At 70.3% G+C, this 13,142-nt stretch carries 15 protein-coding genes and 1 pseudogene; 7 read left to right on the top strand and 9 right to left on the bottom strand.

What is annotated here, in order from left to right; all coding sequences use genetic code 11:
- Positions 1-228 (top strand): annotated as a pseudogene (locus tag AB0H62_RS31390) (recombinase family protein); the annotation flags it as partial.
- A gap of 46 nt (positions 229-274) precedes the next feature.
- Here AB0H62_RS31390 and AB0H62_RS31385 read toward each other — a convergent pair.
- The 5 genes from AB0H62_RS31385 to AB0H62_RS31365 form a co-directional block, all read right to left on the bottom strand.
- Positions 275-526 carry a hypothetical protein gene (locus tag AB0H62_RS31385; RefSeq protein ID WP_255638880.1) on the bottom strand — a complete coding sequence of 84 codons (252 nt, stop codon included), beginning with the start codon at positions 524-526 and terminating at the stop codon, positions 275-277.
- Between the two features lie 85 nt (positions 527-611).
- On the bottom strand, positions 612-1,814 hold the full coding sequence (locus tag AB0H62_RS31380; protein WP_360590033.1) for an FAD-dependent oxidoreductase: 1,203 nt from the start codon (positions 1,812-1,814) through the stop codon (positions 612-614).
- Positions 1,811-1,999 (bottom strand): ferredoxin, encoded by a 189-nt coding sequence (locus AB0H62_RS31375; RefSeq protein ID WP_220239843.1) that lies wholly within the window; start codon positions 1,997-1,999, stop codon positions 1,811-1,813. Before AB0H62_RS31375 ends, AB0H62_RS31380 begins: the two co-directional genes overlap by 4 nt.
- Before the next feature lie 28 nt (positions 2,000-2,027).
- Positions 2,028-2,951: a pyridoxamine 5'-phosphate oxidase family protein gene (locus tag AB0H62_RS31370; RefSeq protein WP_360590031.1), complete on the bottom strand. Its 924-nt coding sequence runs from the start codon at positions 2,949-2,951 to the stop codon at positions 2,028-2,030.
- Between the two features lie 30 nt (positions 2,952-2,981).
- Positions 2,982-3,443: a VOC family protein gene (locus AB0H62_RS31365; RefSeq protein ID WP_360590029.1), complete on the bottom strand. Its 462-nt coding sequence runs from the start codon at positions 3,441-3,443 to the stop codon at positions 2,982-2,984.
- Between the two features lie 158 nt (positions 3,444-3,601).
- Here AB0H62_RS31365 and AB0H62_RS31360 point away from each other — a divergent pair, with 158 nt between their 5' ends.
- Complete coding sequence (locus AB0H62_RS31360; protein WP_255637892.1) at positions 3,602-4,174, top strand: CGNR zinc finger domain-containing protein; 573 nt, start codon at positions 3,602-3,604, stop codon at positions 4,172-4,174.
- A 658-nt stretch (positions 4,175-4,832) separates the two neighbouring features.
- On the opposite strand, the gene AB0H62_RS31355 is transcribed toward AB0H62_RS31360, so the two are convergent.
- A complete protein-coding gene (locus tag AB0H62_RS31355; protein ID WP_220239846.1) occupies positions 4,833-6,146 on the bottom strand; it encodes an MFS transporter in 1,314 nt (437 codons plus the stop codon).
- A gap of 34 nt (positions 6,147-6,180) precedes the next feature.
- Complete coding sequence (locus tag AB0H62_RS31350; RefSeq protein WP_220239847.1) at positions 6,181-7,029, bottom strand: sugar phosphate isomerase/epimerase; 849 nt, start codon at positions 7,027-7,029, stop codon at positions 6,181-6,183.
- A gap of 154 nt (positions 7,030-7,183) precedes the next feature.
- Here AB0H62_RS31350 and AB0H62_RS31345 point away from each other — a divergent pair, with 154 nt between their 5' ends.
- Positions 7,184-8,059, top strand: coding sequence for a LysR family transcriptional regulator (locus AB0H62_RS31345; RefSeq protein WP_360590026.1), 876 nt, complete (start codon positions 7,184-7,186; stop codon positions 8,057-8,059).
- A 91-nt stretch (positions 8,060-8,150) separates the two neighbouring features.
- Positions 8,151-9,008, top strand: coding sequence for an alpha/beta hydrolase (locus AB0H62_RS31340; RefSeq protein WP_220239849.1), 858 nt, complete (start codon positions 8,151-8,153; stop codon positions 9,006-9,008).
- Here AB0H62_RS31340 and AB0H62_RS31335 read toward each other — a convergent pair.
- Together AB0H62_RS31335 and AB0H62_RS31330 are read right to left on the bottom strand one after the other, a co-directional pair.
- Positions 9,005-9,217, bottom strand: a complete 213-nt coding sequence (locus AB0H62_RS31335; protein WP_266118413.1) for a hypothetical protein — start codon at positions 9,215-9,217, stop codon at positions 9,005-9,007. The two genes, AB0H62_RS31340 and AB0H62_RS31335, sit on opposite strands and share 4 nt — an antisense overlap.
- 68 nt (positions 9,218-9,285) lie before the next feature.
- On the bottom strand, positions 9,286-10,176 hold the full coding sequence (locus tag AB0H62_RS31330; protein WP_220239850.1) for a LysR family transcriptional regulator: 891 nt from the start codon (positions 10,174-10,176) through the stop codon (positions 9,286-9,288).
- Between the two features lie 85 nt (positions 10,177-10,261).
- Between AB0H62_RS31330 and AB0H62_RS31325 the strand changes: the two genes are divergently transcribed.
- From AB0H62_RS31325 to AB0H62_RS31315, 3 genes are all read left to right on the top strand, one after another.
- A complete protein-coding gene (locus tag AB0H62_RS31325; protein ID WP_255637893.1) occupies positions 10,262-11,530 on the top strand; it encodes an FAD-dependent oxidoreductase in 1,269 nt (422 codons plus the stop codon).
- A complete protein-coding gene (locus AB0H62_RS31320) occupies positions 11,527-12,309 on the top strand; it encodes an IclR family transcriptional regulator (RefSeq protein WP_220239851.1) in 783 nt (260 codons plus the stop codon). The genes AB0H62_RS31325 and AB0H62_RS31320 overlap by 4 nt, the downstream gene beginning before the upstream one ends.
- Before the next feature lie 66 nt (positions 12,310-12,375).
- Positions 12,376-13,137 (top strand): SDR family oxidoreductase, encoded by a 762-nt coding sequence (locus AB0H62_RS31315; RefSeq protein WP_220239852.1) that lies wholly within the window; start codon positions 12,376-12,378, stop codon positions 13,135-13,137.
- Positions 13,138-13,142: the final 5 nt, after the last annotated feature.

Genomic DNA, 13,142 nt, shown 5'->3' with positions numbered 1-13,142 from the left:
GTGCTGGATCAGCAGGCGTGTCCTTCGGAGTGTCGGCCAAATCAGAACCGACACAGGCTTGCCGATGGCTGGCAGGGCAGCACCATTCGTTCGACCCTGGAGAACCCCCGCTACACCGGGTACGCGATCTTCGGGCGCTGGACCAAGCATGAAACGTTGCTCAAGCTCGACGATGTCGGTGCCGGGCACGTCGTGCGGTTCAAGCGCGCGGATCCCGAACGCGTTGTCCGGTCACGACGACCTGCGCATCCTGAGATCGTTTCCGTGGAGACCTTTACGCAGGCGCAGTTGATACCGCCGGTCGCGTGCGGCCGGCGGTATGGGCGGCATTGCGAAACTCGAAGGGAACCGCAGCGCCACCAGGCACAGGTACCTGCTGAAAGGCACGGTGGATGGTGCGGCGCCCGGCCTGCAGGTCACGCGCGGCGACGCCGGCGGTGAGCAGGGCGAGGATCTCCGCGATCGCGCCGCCGTTGGTGCGGCACAGGATCGCGTCCGGGTCCTCGACAGTGTCCAGCGAGCTCACGAGCGGGCTGACGATGCCCGCGGCGCTGCCAATGGCGGCGAGCTCAGCGAGCGCCCCGCCCGGTGCCGGGCCGGGGCGCTCGGCCTCAGGGCGCGAACGCCTCGCTCGCGGCGTGGAGTTCGCGGCGGTACGCGGTGAGGCTACGGGTGCGGTTCACCGTCAGTGCACCGATCAGGCGACCCCGGCGAAGGTAGGTCACCTTCAGATGTCTGCCGGGCAGGTCGTGTTCGTGCACCAGCACCTCGTCGGCGAGGGTGGGGAGGCCAACGGACCGGATTCGCGCGCCGTGGAGGTCGGACCAGAACGAGGGTACCGCGGTGTGCGGCGCCGAGGTCGTGGGATCCAGCAGCGTGCGTGCGGCGGTGATGGCGTGCTCGGTGGCCGTCGTCCAGTGGCCGAGTGCGATGGCCTCGCCGCCGGCCAAGGGCTGGGGTACGCGGGCGACATCACCCGCCGCGACGACGCCGGGTACGACCGCGCCGGCCGGGTCCAGGGCACGGAGCCGGCTGTCGCAGCGGACGCCGTGGCCGAGGTCGAGGCCTGAGCCGGCAAGCCAGCCGGTGGCCGGCGTGCCGCCGAGAGCCAGCAGCACTGTATCCGCGGCGTGCTCCGTGCCGTCGGACAGCGCGACGCCACGCACCCGGTCGCCGTCGGCTCGGAAGGCGGTGACCGTGGTGGCGGTGCGGAGGTCCACACCGCTTTCCCGGTGCAGGCCGGCGATCCACGCACCCGGCGCGGCTCCGATGGCGCGTTCCAGCGGCTGGCGAGAAGCTTCCACGAGGGTGACGTGGGCGCTTCGGGCACGGGCCGCCGCGGCGAGCTCACCGCCGAGGAATCCCGCGCCGACTACGACGACCCGCCGTCCCGGGCGTAGTTCGGCTCGCACCCGCAGCGCGTCTTCGCGCGTGCGCAACGTGTGGATGCCTTGCACGGGACGGGGTTCCGGCCAGCCGCGCGCTCCGGAGCCGGTCGCGAGCACGACGCCGTCGTAGGGGAGGCCGGTGCCGTCGTCGAGGAGAACCACGCGTTCGTGCGGTTCGAGCCGGACCGCGGAGCGGCCGAGTTTCCACTGTGCGCCGAGGGGCTCGGGGACGGGCAGTGCCGGGTCCGGTGCCGTTTCGTCCGTGAGGACCTGTTTGGACAGTGGCGGCCGGTCGTAGGGCGGGTGCGGCTCGTCGCCGACGATCGTGAGGCTTCCGGTGAAGCCGTGGTCCCGCAGCGCCGCGGCCGTGCGCAGCCCGGCGAGCGACGCGCCGACGATCACCACCCGCGCGAGTGGTGCCGTCATCCGGCGATGGTGATCGCGCGGACGGGGCAGCTCGCTGCGGCCGCCGTGACCTTGTCGCGCAGTTCGTCGGAGGGTTCGGCGTCGTAGTGGAGGTAGTCCTCGTCGTCGAACGAGAAGACCTCGGGCGCAGCGAACACACATTGGCCGTGGCTCTCGCAGACGTTCATGTCCACGGTGATCCGCATGGAAGACTCCTGTTGTCGTTGGGCCCGGTCAGCGCACGGGCGGGTTGAAGCGGGAGTACGCGGGCGTGCTCCACCGCAGCGGGCTCGAACCGAGGACCTCGCGCACCGACTCCACGGCGAACTCGACCACCCGCTGGGCACCGGGGGTGGCGCTCGCCACCGCGGGATCCCAGACGGTGCGCGCGGTTCCCGTGAGGTGCAGCGCCGAACCGGTCTCCCAGCCGGGGAAGAGCAGCCCCGCTGCCGGGTGGACGAGCAGATTGCCGAGCGTGAGGAACATCGCGTTGCCGACGTAGTCGGGCCAGCGCAGCAGCCGAGGGGACACGACTTCGACGAACCCCGGGTTTCCTCCTCGGTGCGATGCGTCCGCATCACCGGAGTCCGAAGTGGACGCAATGAAGAAGGTGTCCGCTTCACGAACGGTCTGCTGCTGCGCCGGGCTTAGGGAAGCGCTTTCGCAGACTTCGCGCAGGACCATGGAGTCGGTATCCGGGTCGAGGAATCGGTAGGTCCGCTTCTGCAGGTACTTGGGGCAGTTGGCGATGACCTGGTCGAGGTCGACCCGCAGGCCACTACCCGCCGCGACGGCGCGGCCATTGATCCGCATTCGTCGACGCGTGGCGGGCTCGAGCGCGATCATCCCGAGCCGCGCCGGTCGCCCGGAGGCGGCGGCCAGGATGTCGGTGAGCGGGTCACCGGGCTCGGGCAGCGCGTTGATGGTAAGCATGTGAGGGGTCGGCGCCTGCAGGAACCCCGGTGGGCCGGTGAGCTGGCTCGCCCAGACCCGGCCCGCCGCGTCCTGGCCGCCGACGAAGATCGCCGGTTGTTCCGTGAGGAACGCCGCGGCCACCTCGGGTACGGCGCTCCCGATGCCGCCGAGGGAGAACCGCGCCTGCTCACTGAGCTCGGCTCGGTCCTGCACCGCGATCTCCCCGGTGTGGTAGGTGGCCACGGCAGTCCTTTCTCTCTAACTGGGGGCGGCTCAGAAGAAGCCGCAGGTCGGGGCGCCTGCGACCGGGGCGGCTGCGGGGTCGGCGCCGGAGGGCGCGTAGATCTCGAGGCGGGTGCCATCGGGGTCGGCGAAGAAGATGCCGCCGGAGGTGCCGTTCTCGCCGTGAGGGACCACGCCGTCGTAGGTGAACTCCGCGCCGAGGCCGCGCAGGATCTCGGCCTTGTTGTTGACGTCTTCGATCGAGTCGACCTGGAACGACAGGTGGTGCAGCCCGGGGGTCTCCGGGCTGAAGGTGCCCTCGCTCTGCTGCCACAGAGTGACGAGGAGCTGGTTGTCGTGGCCGAGGAAGGCCCAGCGGCGGTCGCTCTCCTTGCCCTCCGCCATCACCTGGAAGTCGAACACCTTGCCATAGAAGGCGAGGGAGCGCTCGAGGTCGGTCACGTTCAGTCCGATGTGGCCGGTCGCCAGCTTCGTGGCACTGCTCAAAGTCATCACTTTCCTCGGGGTAGTCATCGGAGCGAGACGAGCCTCGCTACCGGTGAAAGTGACATTAAAGGTTACAAGTCCTGGGTGTCAACCACTGATATCTGAATGAAGGGTTAGACTGCGTGTTGTAGCCCGCACGACCCGACCCTTGAAGGACCCTTGTGGTGACGCCAAACCCAAGCGCCGACCCCCGCCCGCTCGTCGGCGAGCCGATGTCGATCGACCTGCACAACACCCGCTGGCTCGACGACGCGGGGAACTATGACCTCCTGGACGGGGTCGACGGCATGGCGTCGTGGTTCACCGCACCGCTGGTGCGCCAGGCGCTGGGCAAGGTCGAAGTGCAGGTCGATGCCGCTACGCTCGACCGCTTGCTGCAGGCAAGGTCGGCCCTTGACGGACTGCTCGCGGCCCTGCCGAACCTCGATGCGGACGCGGTTGCCGGGGTGAACGCTGTGCTGGAGCACGGCCGGCTCGTGCGATCGCTCTCACCGGACGGCCCGGTGAGCACGCTCCGGCTGGACGATCCATCGTGGGGCCCGGCGTGGGTCGCCGTCGACGACTACCTCCGGCTGCTGGGGGATCGGCCTGAGCGCATCCGGCACTGCGCCAACCCGGAGTGCGTGCTGTATTTCTACGATGTGTCGAAGAACGGCACCCGTCGCTGGTGCTCGATGTCCGGCTGCGGCAACCGGGCGAAGTCCATGCGGCACTACCGCCGGGTGACCGGAAAGTGAGGCGTGACTAGCCGCGATCGCCGAGGTCGGGCAGGTGCCCGCCGCGTGCGATGCCGAGTAGAACTGCGCGCAATTCGGCCGAAGCCGCGGCGCCGAAGGGGCATTGGGTGGGGTGCCAGAGTTTCTGTGTCAGCTTGAAGGTGGACCTGAGGGGACGTTATTACAACCCGAAGTCAGAGCCCTGAAGAAGCTTCAAGAACGGCTGCCGCCCCTCGCCGAAGCCGCGCCACCGGCGCCGTCGACGAAGTCGGATCGCCCCGGTCGGGCGCGGCAGCTCGATGCCGGCAAGATCCAGGAGTTGATCGCCGGCTGGAGTCGTTCCACCGCTTCCTTGGTGGGAAGGCCCGGTTCGGATTGGGCGCTCAGCTTGGCGACCGCCTGCAGTTCGATCAGAGAGCGGACGCACCGCCGAGTGGCGGTTTCTGGCCGGCAGTCGATTCGCCCGCGTGCTCGCGAGCCCGGCCCGCGACGCGGTGCTGCTGAGCACCGGCACCCGCGCCGGCGACTTGGCCGCGTGCCAGGCTCCGGCTGTGTCCGGCTGCTGCTGCGTGATCACAACCGGCTTCAGTGGTGCGGTAACCGGGTCGCCCGCTACCAGTCGCGGTTGCGCAGCGGCGAGCCGTCCTGAGCGCCAGGCGGCCAGGACAGCTCAGGCATCTCAGGCTTGCGCGCGCCGCAGTTCGCGTTCCGGGTTGGCGACGCAGGCGAAGAGCACTCCGGCCAGCGCCACGAAACCGCCGAAAAGCAGGAACGCCGTGGTGTAGCCGCCCTGCGGCGTGTCGGTGGCGTCGAGGATCACGCCGGTCACGAGTGGGCTGACGATCCCCGCGGCGCTGCCGATGGCGGCGAGCACGGCGAGCGCACCGGCTCGGCGCCGAGCGGGAGCGATTTCGGCCACGGTGGGCAGTGTGACGGTGTTGACGACCACGGACATCCCGTACCCGAACACCAGCAGGAGAATGGCAGGCAGCGCCGACGTCGTCCACGGCAGCAAAGTCAGCAGCAGCCCCGCGACAGCCACCACGATGCCGCCACTGATGCCGCGCACCTTGCGGGAACTGGTGCCCCGCCTGAGGAACCGGTCGGACACGGTACCGGCCACGAGTAGCGCGATGATCGCCATTCCACTCGGGACGGTGTACAGGAATCCCGATGCCGCGGCGGAAAAGCCGAGGCCGTGCTCGAAGTACGACGGCAGCCAGGTGTAGATCACAGAAGCGAGCGCGTTCTGGGCGAAGTACACGATGGCGGCCACCACGAACGTCGGGCTCAGCAACAGCCGCTTCCACGAGAGACCCGGACCGGCCACTGTGGTCTCGGCGGCCGGTTCGTCGGTCGTGTAGGGCCCGACCCGGCCGGCGAAAAACCAGACGACGACCCAAACCAACGCCAGGATTCCGACGGCCAGGAAGCCGCTGCGCCAGCCCAGGCTCACCACCACCACGGTCAGGATCGGTAGCAGCGCGACCTTCGCCAGCGCCGCGCCGCTGGTGATCAGCGACGCGGGGAGCCCCCGGCGATCGTTGGGGAACCACGAATATGCGACCGTGTGCGACAGCGGCACCACCGGGCCCTCGGCTGCGCCGACCACGAGCCGGCTGAGCACCAGCAGGAACCCGGCCACGGCAAGGAAAGCGGGAACCTGGCCGACCGCCCACAGGACACCGCAGATCAGGAGCACCACTCGCGGCGAGAGCCGGTTCGACAGCAGGCCGATCACCAGGCAGGCCGCGACGAGCAGCACGTACGACGCGCTGCTGATCGTGCCGAACTCCGTGGCGGTGAGCCCGAACTCCTTCTGCACGGGCGTGGCGACCAGGCCGACGAGCGCTTTGTCCAGAAAGGTCACCACGGTCGCGCCGACCACGGCGGCCGTGGTCGTCCAGGCGCGCAGCCGGCTGGGGGCCGCGGGGTCCGGCGTGGTCAGTGGCGGGTGGTCGGTCTCGCCGGTGGCGGGACTGTTCAGCGACATGGGTCGCGGCCTCCTCGTTGAGGGAACGAACGGATCAGAGCGAGTGAGCGGCGGACTGCCGCGCGGCGAGATCGGTGAGAAGTTCCGCGTTGAAGCGCGCGGTTTCGGTGGGCGGGCGCAGTGTGCTGAAGTCCTCGAGGCTGACCCAGCCGTCGTAGCCGACGTCCTGCAGCGCCGTGAGCAAACCGGCGACGTCGACCACACCGTCGTCCAGCGTCGACCACCGCGACTGCCAGGGACCGCCTTCGACCGGCCGGGTGTAGGCGACGTTCTTGAGGTGGACGTGCGCGAGGTGCGGACCGAGCAGGTCGAAGGCAAGGCGGTGGTCCTCGTAGCCCTCGATCGCGAGGTTGCCCGCGTCGTAGATCACGCCGAGCCACCGGGGATCGAACTCGCCGACCAGGCGGTGGCCCAGCGACGCACTGGGCGCGATCGATCGCTGGTGCAGCTCGAGCAACGCGCGCACGCCGTGGTCGCGGCCCAGCCGCTCCAGTACTGCGAAGAAGCCGAGTGCTTCGGACAGCAGTTCGCGGTAAGGGCGGCCGTCGCGCCAAGGCGCGCGCACGCGGATCCAGGGCACGTCCGCGTCGGCCGCCAGCTCGAACGCGAGGTTCGCCCCCTCGTGGTCGCCGGTGTCGAGGTAGGTGTCCAGGCCGAGCACGCTCAACCCGGCCGAGTGGCTGAGCTCCACGGCGCGGGCCACGTCGTGGAGCGTGGGCGCGACCGTGCACCGGTTGTAGCCGAAAAACGACGGCGCACCGGCGGCAGCTCTGTCCGGCGCGATCCGCCACTCGATCCCGGTGTAGCCGAGGTCGCGCACCGCGCCGACCGCCTGCTCCGGGGTTAGATCCGGGAGGCAGACCGAGCAGATGCCCATCTTCATCCAGGTACTCCAACGGGTTATCCCCATCGACCGAATCCGGTCTGGGGGCAGGGAAATGTGATGTGCAAGCCAGTACAGTCGCGCAGCCCGGCGGATGTCCAAGACTCTGTCGACATGGCTGGTTATGCTTCTCGGGCATTGATCGGAGGCGTCCGTGGAACTACGACATTTGCGCTACTTCCTGGCCGTGGCCGAGGCCGGGTCGTTCAACCGGGCAGCCGCGCAGCTGCTCGTCGCGCAGCCCTCGCTGAGCCGCCAGATCAGGGCGCTGGAACACGAGCTGGGCGAGGAACTATTCGCGCGCACGCCGCAGGGGGTCACGGTGACCGCCGCCGGGCAGGCGCTGGTGGGGCACGCCCGGCACCTGCTGGCCTTGCAGGCGGCCACGCGCGAGATCGTTTCGCAACACGAAACCCCGCACGAGCGGGTCGCCCTGGGCATCCCGCCCGGTCTGTCTGCGACGTGGCTGCTGCAGGTGGTCCGGGAGGTCGGCCGTGCGGTGCCGAGGTGTTCTCTCGACCTGGTGGAGGCGAGCAGCGCCCGCCAGCTCCTGTTACTGCGCGAGGGCCGGCTCGACGCCGCGATCGTCCACCAGACGCCGGCCGAAGGCGTGGTCGGCCGGATGGTGTGGCAGGAGTCGTTCGGGATCGCCGTGCGGCCCGGGCATCCGCTCGAGGCCGCGGCGGAGCACCGGCTCGCCGATCTCGACGGCCGGCGGGTCCTGATCCACTCCCGCGAACAGGTACCCGGCCAGCAGGAAAGCCTGCTGGCCGCGACGCTCGCGGCCGGAGTGCATCCGGTGTGGCTGTTCGGCGAGTTCGTCGAGCACGCACGCGCGTCCGCCGAGGCGGCGCGCGCCGAGGTCGCCGTGGTCAGCTCCTACACCGCGGGCCAGCAGCTGCCCGACTGGCCGTGGGCTCCGCTGCGCGATCTCCCGATGGCGCTGACCACGTGGGTGATCCGCCGCACCGACAGCAGGCTGATCGTCGGTGAGGTCATCGAGGTGATCGCGGACCGGGAAGTCGGCTGACCACGCCTTTCCGCCCGGCGGAAGCCGTTCGTGACGTCTCCGGCAGGCGAGTCCTAACGTCGGCAGTGAACCGAGACTGGAGCAGGCGGACATGGTCGAAACCCGATATGCGGACCTGGACGAGGTCCGGCTGAGCTACCGGACGATGGGCGAGGGCCCCGAGCTGGTCGTGCTGCTGCACGGCTGGCCGCAGACCGGCCTGTGCTGGCGGCATGTCCTGCCGGCGCTGGCCGAGCGTTACACGGTCGTCGTCCCGGACCTGCGCGGCTACGGTTCTTCGGGGCTCGCGGCGACCGGGTACGACAAGCGAGCGACAGCTGCGGACCTGCATCAGCTGATCGTCCACTTGGGACACGGCTCGGCGCTGGTGGCCGGGCACGATCGCGGCGCGCGGGTCGCGCACCGCTGGGCGCTCGACCACCCGGGCGACGTGCGGCGGCTGGCATTGCTCGACATCCTGCCGACCCGCGAGGTGATGACCACCTACGACCGGCGCTCGGCGACCGCCATGTGGCACTGGTTCTTCCACCTGCAGCCCGAGCTCCCCGAACTGCTGCTCGCCGGCAACGTCGAGCCGTACTTGAACTTCTTCTTCCGCCGTCCCCGGGCGTCCGGCGCGATCGACGACGAGACCTTCGAGGAGTACGTTTCGGCTTTCAGCGAGCCCGGGCACCTGCGGGCGTCGCTCGAGGACTACCGCGCCGGGTTCGGTGTGGACCTCGACCTCGACGAGCGCGACCACACCGACGGGAACGTCCTCGGGCAGCCGCTGCTGCTGCTCTGGGGCGGCGACGGAGGACTGCGGGACAAGGACGTGCTCGGCGTCTGGCGGCAGTACGCCACGGACGTGCGCGGCACCGCGGTGGCCGAGTGCGGCCACTACGTGCCCGAGGAGCAGCCGGCGGTGGTGGCCGCTGAACTGCTGGCCTTCTTCGGCGAACGGGACTAGGGCGTGCCTGATAACGCGTTTGGCCAGGTGATCACAGCATGGAGGTCTGCCGCGGTGCGGTAGACGACGGCCATCTTGTCGTAGCGGGCGGCCAGGCCGCGGCACTGCTTGACCAGCTTGAAGCGGCGGCCCACGACGTTGCGGCATCGGCAGTCAACCGGGCCGATCCCGGTGGGCGACTGCCGCGCGAACCCCGGCGTGTGCCTCATCCGACAACAACTGAAACCGCGACACATCAGCATCCCAGCGACAATCCGCAGCCTTTGTCAGACGCGCCTCAGGCGGCGCGGTCCGCGACCACGGCCATCGCGTCGAGGCACTCCCGCACACCCGGCCGGTCGAGGTCGACCCAGACGGCCCACGTGCGGACGAGGGCGTTGACCTCGTCGGCGGGATCGAGCGGGATCCAGCGCCAGCCGGGGAAATGACGGCGCGCCGAGGTTTCGCCGACAAGTACGGCATCAGCGCCGGCCGTCTCCGCGATCAGGGAGCTGTGCTCCGAGAACCGGCGGAACAGCCAGGTGATCTTCACGTCCTCGGCCTCCACCGACGCACGCAGGCGCACCTCTTCACCGGGATTGTCCTGAGCGGAGTGGGCGAGCACCCGCATGCCTTCGAGATCGCGCAACGTCATCGTCCGCCTGCCCTCGAACCGCGAGCTGTCGCGGACTGCGCACCCGAACCGTTGGAGCACGACCAGGGACGAGTGCAGCTCCGGTGGGTCCACGTGCAAGAGCCCGATGTCGACGAGGCCGCCGAGCACGAGCTGGCGCTGCTCGTCGGTGGTCGCCTCGTGCAGTGACAGCTTGACCGACGGCGCCGCCTCGGCGAGCGCGCCGCGGAACATCTCGAACCAGCGGTGGGGGAGACCGGGCGGGATGCCGAGCCGGACCAGGCGCTCGGCCCGCTCGGCGGCTTCCAGGACTTCGGGGATCCGGTCCACCTGCACGAAGATCGCGCCGACGTGGGCGCGCAATCCCTCGCCGGCCGGGGTGAGCGCGGCGCCGCGCGCGCTGCGCTGGAACAGCCGGTACCCGAGGTTCCGTTCGAGCTGCGCGATCTGCCGGCTCAGCGTCGGCTGGGTCATGTGCAGGGCCGTGGCGGCCTTCGCGATGGACCCGAGCTCGGCGACCGTGCGGAAGTACTCGAGGTGCCTCAGTTCGACCATACGGGCAATTGTATGCCCCTGGGGCATATCTAAGCTGCTCAGTAAGCACTTTTTGGATGACCGCTGATCGGGACACGATGGACTCGTGAGCAGCAGCGAATCCCGGGTGGCCGGGGAGAAGTTCGACGTCGTGGTAGTGGGCGGAGGCGCGGCCGGAGTGGCCGCGGCGGTCAGTGCCGCGCAGACGGGTGCCCGCGTGTGCCTCGTCGAGCGCCACGGGTACCTCGGTGGCGCAGCGGTGGCGAGTTCCGTTCTGACCTACTGCGGCTTCTTCGACCGCTCGCACGGGCAAGTCGTCGCCGGCGTGGGCCAGCGGTTCCTGGACCGGCTCGACGAGCTGGACCTCTACCTCACGCACACCTCCGCCGAATCGGGCAACAAGGTCGTGCTCCTCGACCTCGAAACGACCAAGCGGGTCTTCGACTCCCTGGTCGTCGAGGCCGGGGTGACCGTGTTCCTGCACGCCACCGTCTTCTCCGCGAGCACGGTCGGCGACCGCGTCACGACGATCGCCGTCGCGCACCCCGGCGGGCGACTGCGCATCGAAGGTGACGCGTTCGTCGACTGCAGTGGCGACGGGGTGCTGCTGGAAGCAGCCGGTGCGGACGCCACGGTGCTGCCCGCCGAGGAGCGCCAGGCCAGCACCCTGGTGATGCGGGTCGGCGGAGTCCGCGAGGACGGCGATCTCACCCACGCCGGCATGAGCTCGGCGGTGTCGGCCTACCGGCGCGCGACCGGCGTCACGCTGCCGCGCGACCACGGCGTGACGGTGCGGCTGCCGGTCTCCCGGGAGATCATGGTGCTGGTCGCCGACCAGCACCGCGACGTGCTCGACGTGGCCGAAACGACGTCAGCCGAGATCGAGGGCCGGCAGCTGGCGATGCACTACTTCCGTGCGCTGCGTACCGGCATGCGCGGTTGGGAGTCCAGCTTCCTCGCGGCCACCGGGCCGGAGCTGGGGATCCGTGAGACCCGCCGCCTGGCCGGGCTCACCGCGATCACCGCGGACGACGTGACGACCGGGCGGAAGCGCCCGCACGAGGTCGTCGCCCGGGGCGGCTGGCCGATGGAGGACCATGCCGTGCCCGGTGTCGTTTCGCACCACGGGATCAAGGACGACGGCTGGTACGACATTCCCTACGGCAGCATCACTTCGGCTTCTCTGCGCAACCTCTGGGCCGGTGGCCGGCTCGTCAGTTCCGACGGCCGCGCCTACGGCTCGGTGCGAGTGATGGGCACCGCGTTCGCCACCGGGCACGCGGGTGGTGTCGCCGCCGCGTTGTTCGCGCGTTCGGGAGTGGTGCACCGCGCCGAGGTGCAGGAGGTCCTCCGGCAGCAGGGAGCGTTGCTGTGAGCGGGAACGCGCGCGATCCGGGCCGCTCCACCATCGACCGGCTCTTCACCTTGCTCGGGGTGCTCGGCGACGGCGAACTCACCCTCGCCGAGATCGCCCAGCGCTCCGGCCTGCCCCTCACCACGGCTCACCGGATCCTCGCCGCCGCCGAGGCCTGGGGCGGGGTCGAGCGCGATCCGTCGGGCACCTACCGGATCGGCCTGCGCCTGTGGGAGCTGAGCAACCGCTCCGCGGCGCCGGCTCCACTGCGCGAAATAGCGCTCCCGGTCTTGCAGGACCTATACGAGGCCACCCGCGCGAGCGTCCACCTCGTGGTCCTCGATCGCGACAGCGCCCTCGTCGTCGAGCGCGTGGCCGGGCTCCGCTCGGTGGCTACGCGCGCCGAAGTCGGCGAACGCCTGCCGCTGCACGCCACCGCGGTCGGCAAGGTGCTGCTCGCGCACAGCTCACCCGCGTTGCTCGCCGAGCTCGGCAGCCGCGGCCTCCGGCGCCACACCCCGCATACGGTGGTCATGCCTGGCCGGCTCGCCGCTTCAGTGCGAGCCGCCCGCGACGTGGGGGTCGCGACTGCTCACGAGGAGTTCGCTCTCGGCGCGGCGTCGATCGCCGCCGCGGTGACGGGCTGCGACGGTTCCCTGCGAGCCGCGGTCGGTGTCGTGACGTACTCACACGTGACGCTCACCCGCTACGAGGCCGCGCTGCGGTCGGCCACGGACCGGATCTCCCGGCGGCTCGCCGCGCGCGAGGACCTCCCGGTCCTGCTGCGCCAGCCGGGCTGACGGCTCACGCCTGAGAAACCCGAAGAAGAGGAGAACCCCTGTGTCGTCAGGAAAGGACGGTGCGCGATGAGCCCCGAACGGGTCGCCGTGGTCACCGGTGGAGCCGGTGCGCTCGGCAGCACCATCGCCCGGTACCTGGCCCGCGACGGCGCGACCGTCGTGCTCGCGGACCGCGACGGTGACCACGCCGCCGCAGTCGCCCGCGAGATCGCCGAGGAGACCGGCTCAGCCGCGGTCGGCTGGGCTTCCGACGTTTCCTCAGACGAAGGCAACCACGCACTCGTCGACCGGGTGCGCGACACCTACGGCCGGCTCGATCAGCTCGTGAACAACGCCGCTTTGAACCAGAAGAGCAGCTTCGGTGAACTCGGCGAGCATGAGTGGCAGAGCGTGCTGTCGGTGAACCTCTGGGGTCCCGCGTCGCTGTGTCAGGCCGCGGCGCCGCTGTGGCGCGCGAGCGGCGGCGGCCAGGTCGTGAACATCGCGTCGCGAACGTGGCTCAGCGGTGGCCCGCTCGCGTACGTGTCGTCCAAGGCCGGCCTGGTCGGGCTCACCCGCGCGCTGGCCGTCGAGCTGGGACCGCTGGGCGTGACGGTCAACGCGGTCGCGCCGAGCACCGTGGCCACGTCGTTCGTCACCGATGGGCGCACGGGCGACGAGCTCGCCCGGCATCTGGAGCGGCACCGGCGGATGACCCTGCTGTCCCGGATGGCCACGCCCGCCGACGTCGCCGAAGCTGTCGCGTTCCTGGCTTCGCCCCGCGCCGCGTTCATCACCGGCGAAGTGCTGCACGTCGCCGGTGGTGCTCAGCTGGCGCCCGCCCCCTAGGGAGA

The organism is Amycolatopsis sp. NPDC050768 (genome assembly GCF_040654155.1).
Classification (GTDB): Bacteria; Actinomycetota; Actinomycetes; order Mycobacteriales; family Pseudonocardiaceae; genus Amycolatopsis.
This window is presented reverse-complemented; position numbering and strand designations above follow the sequence as displayed.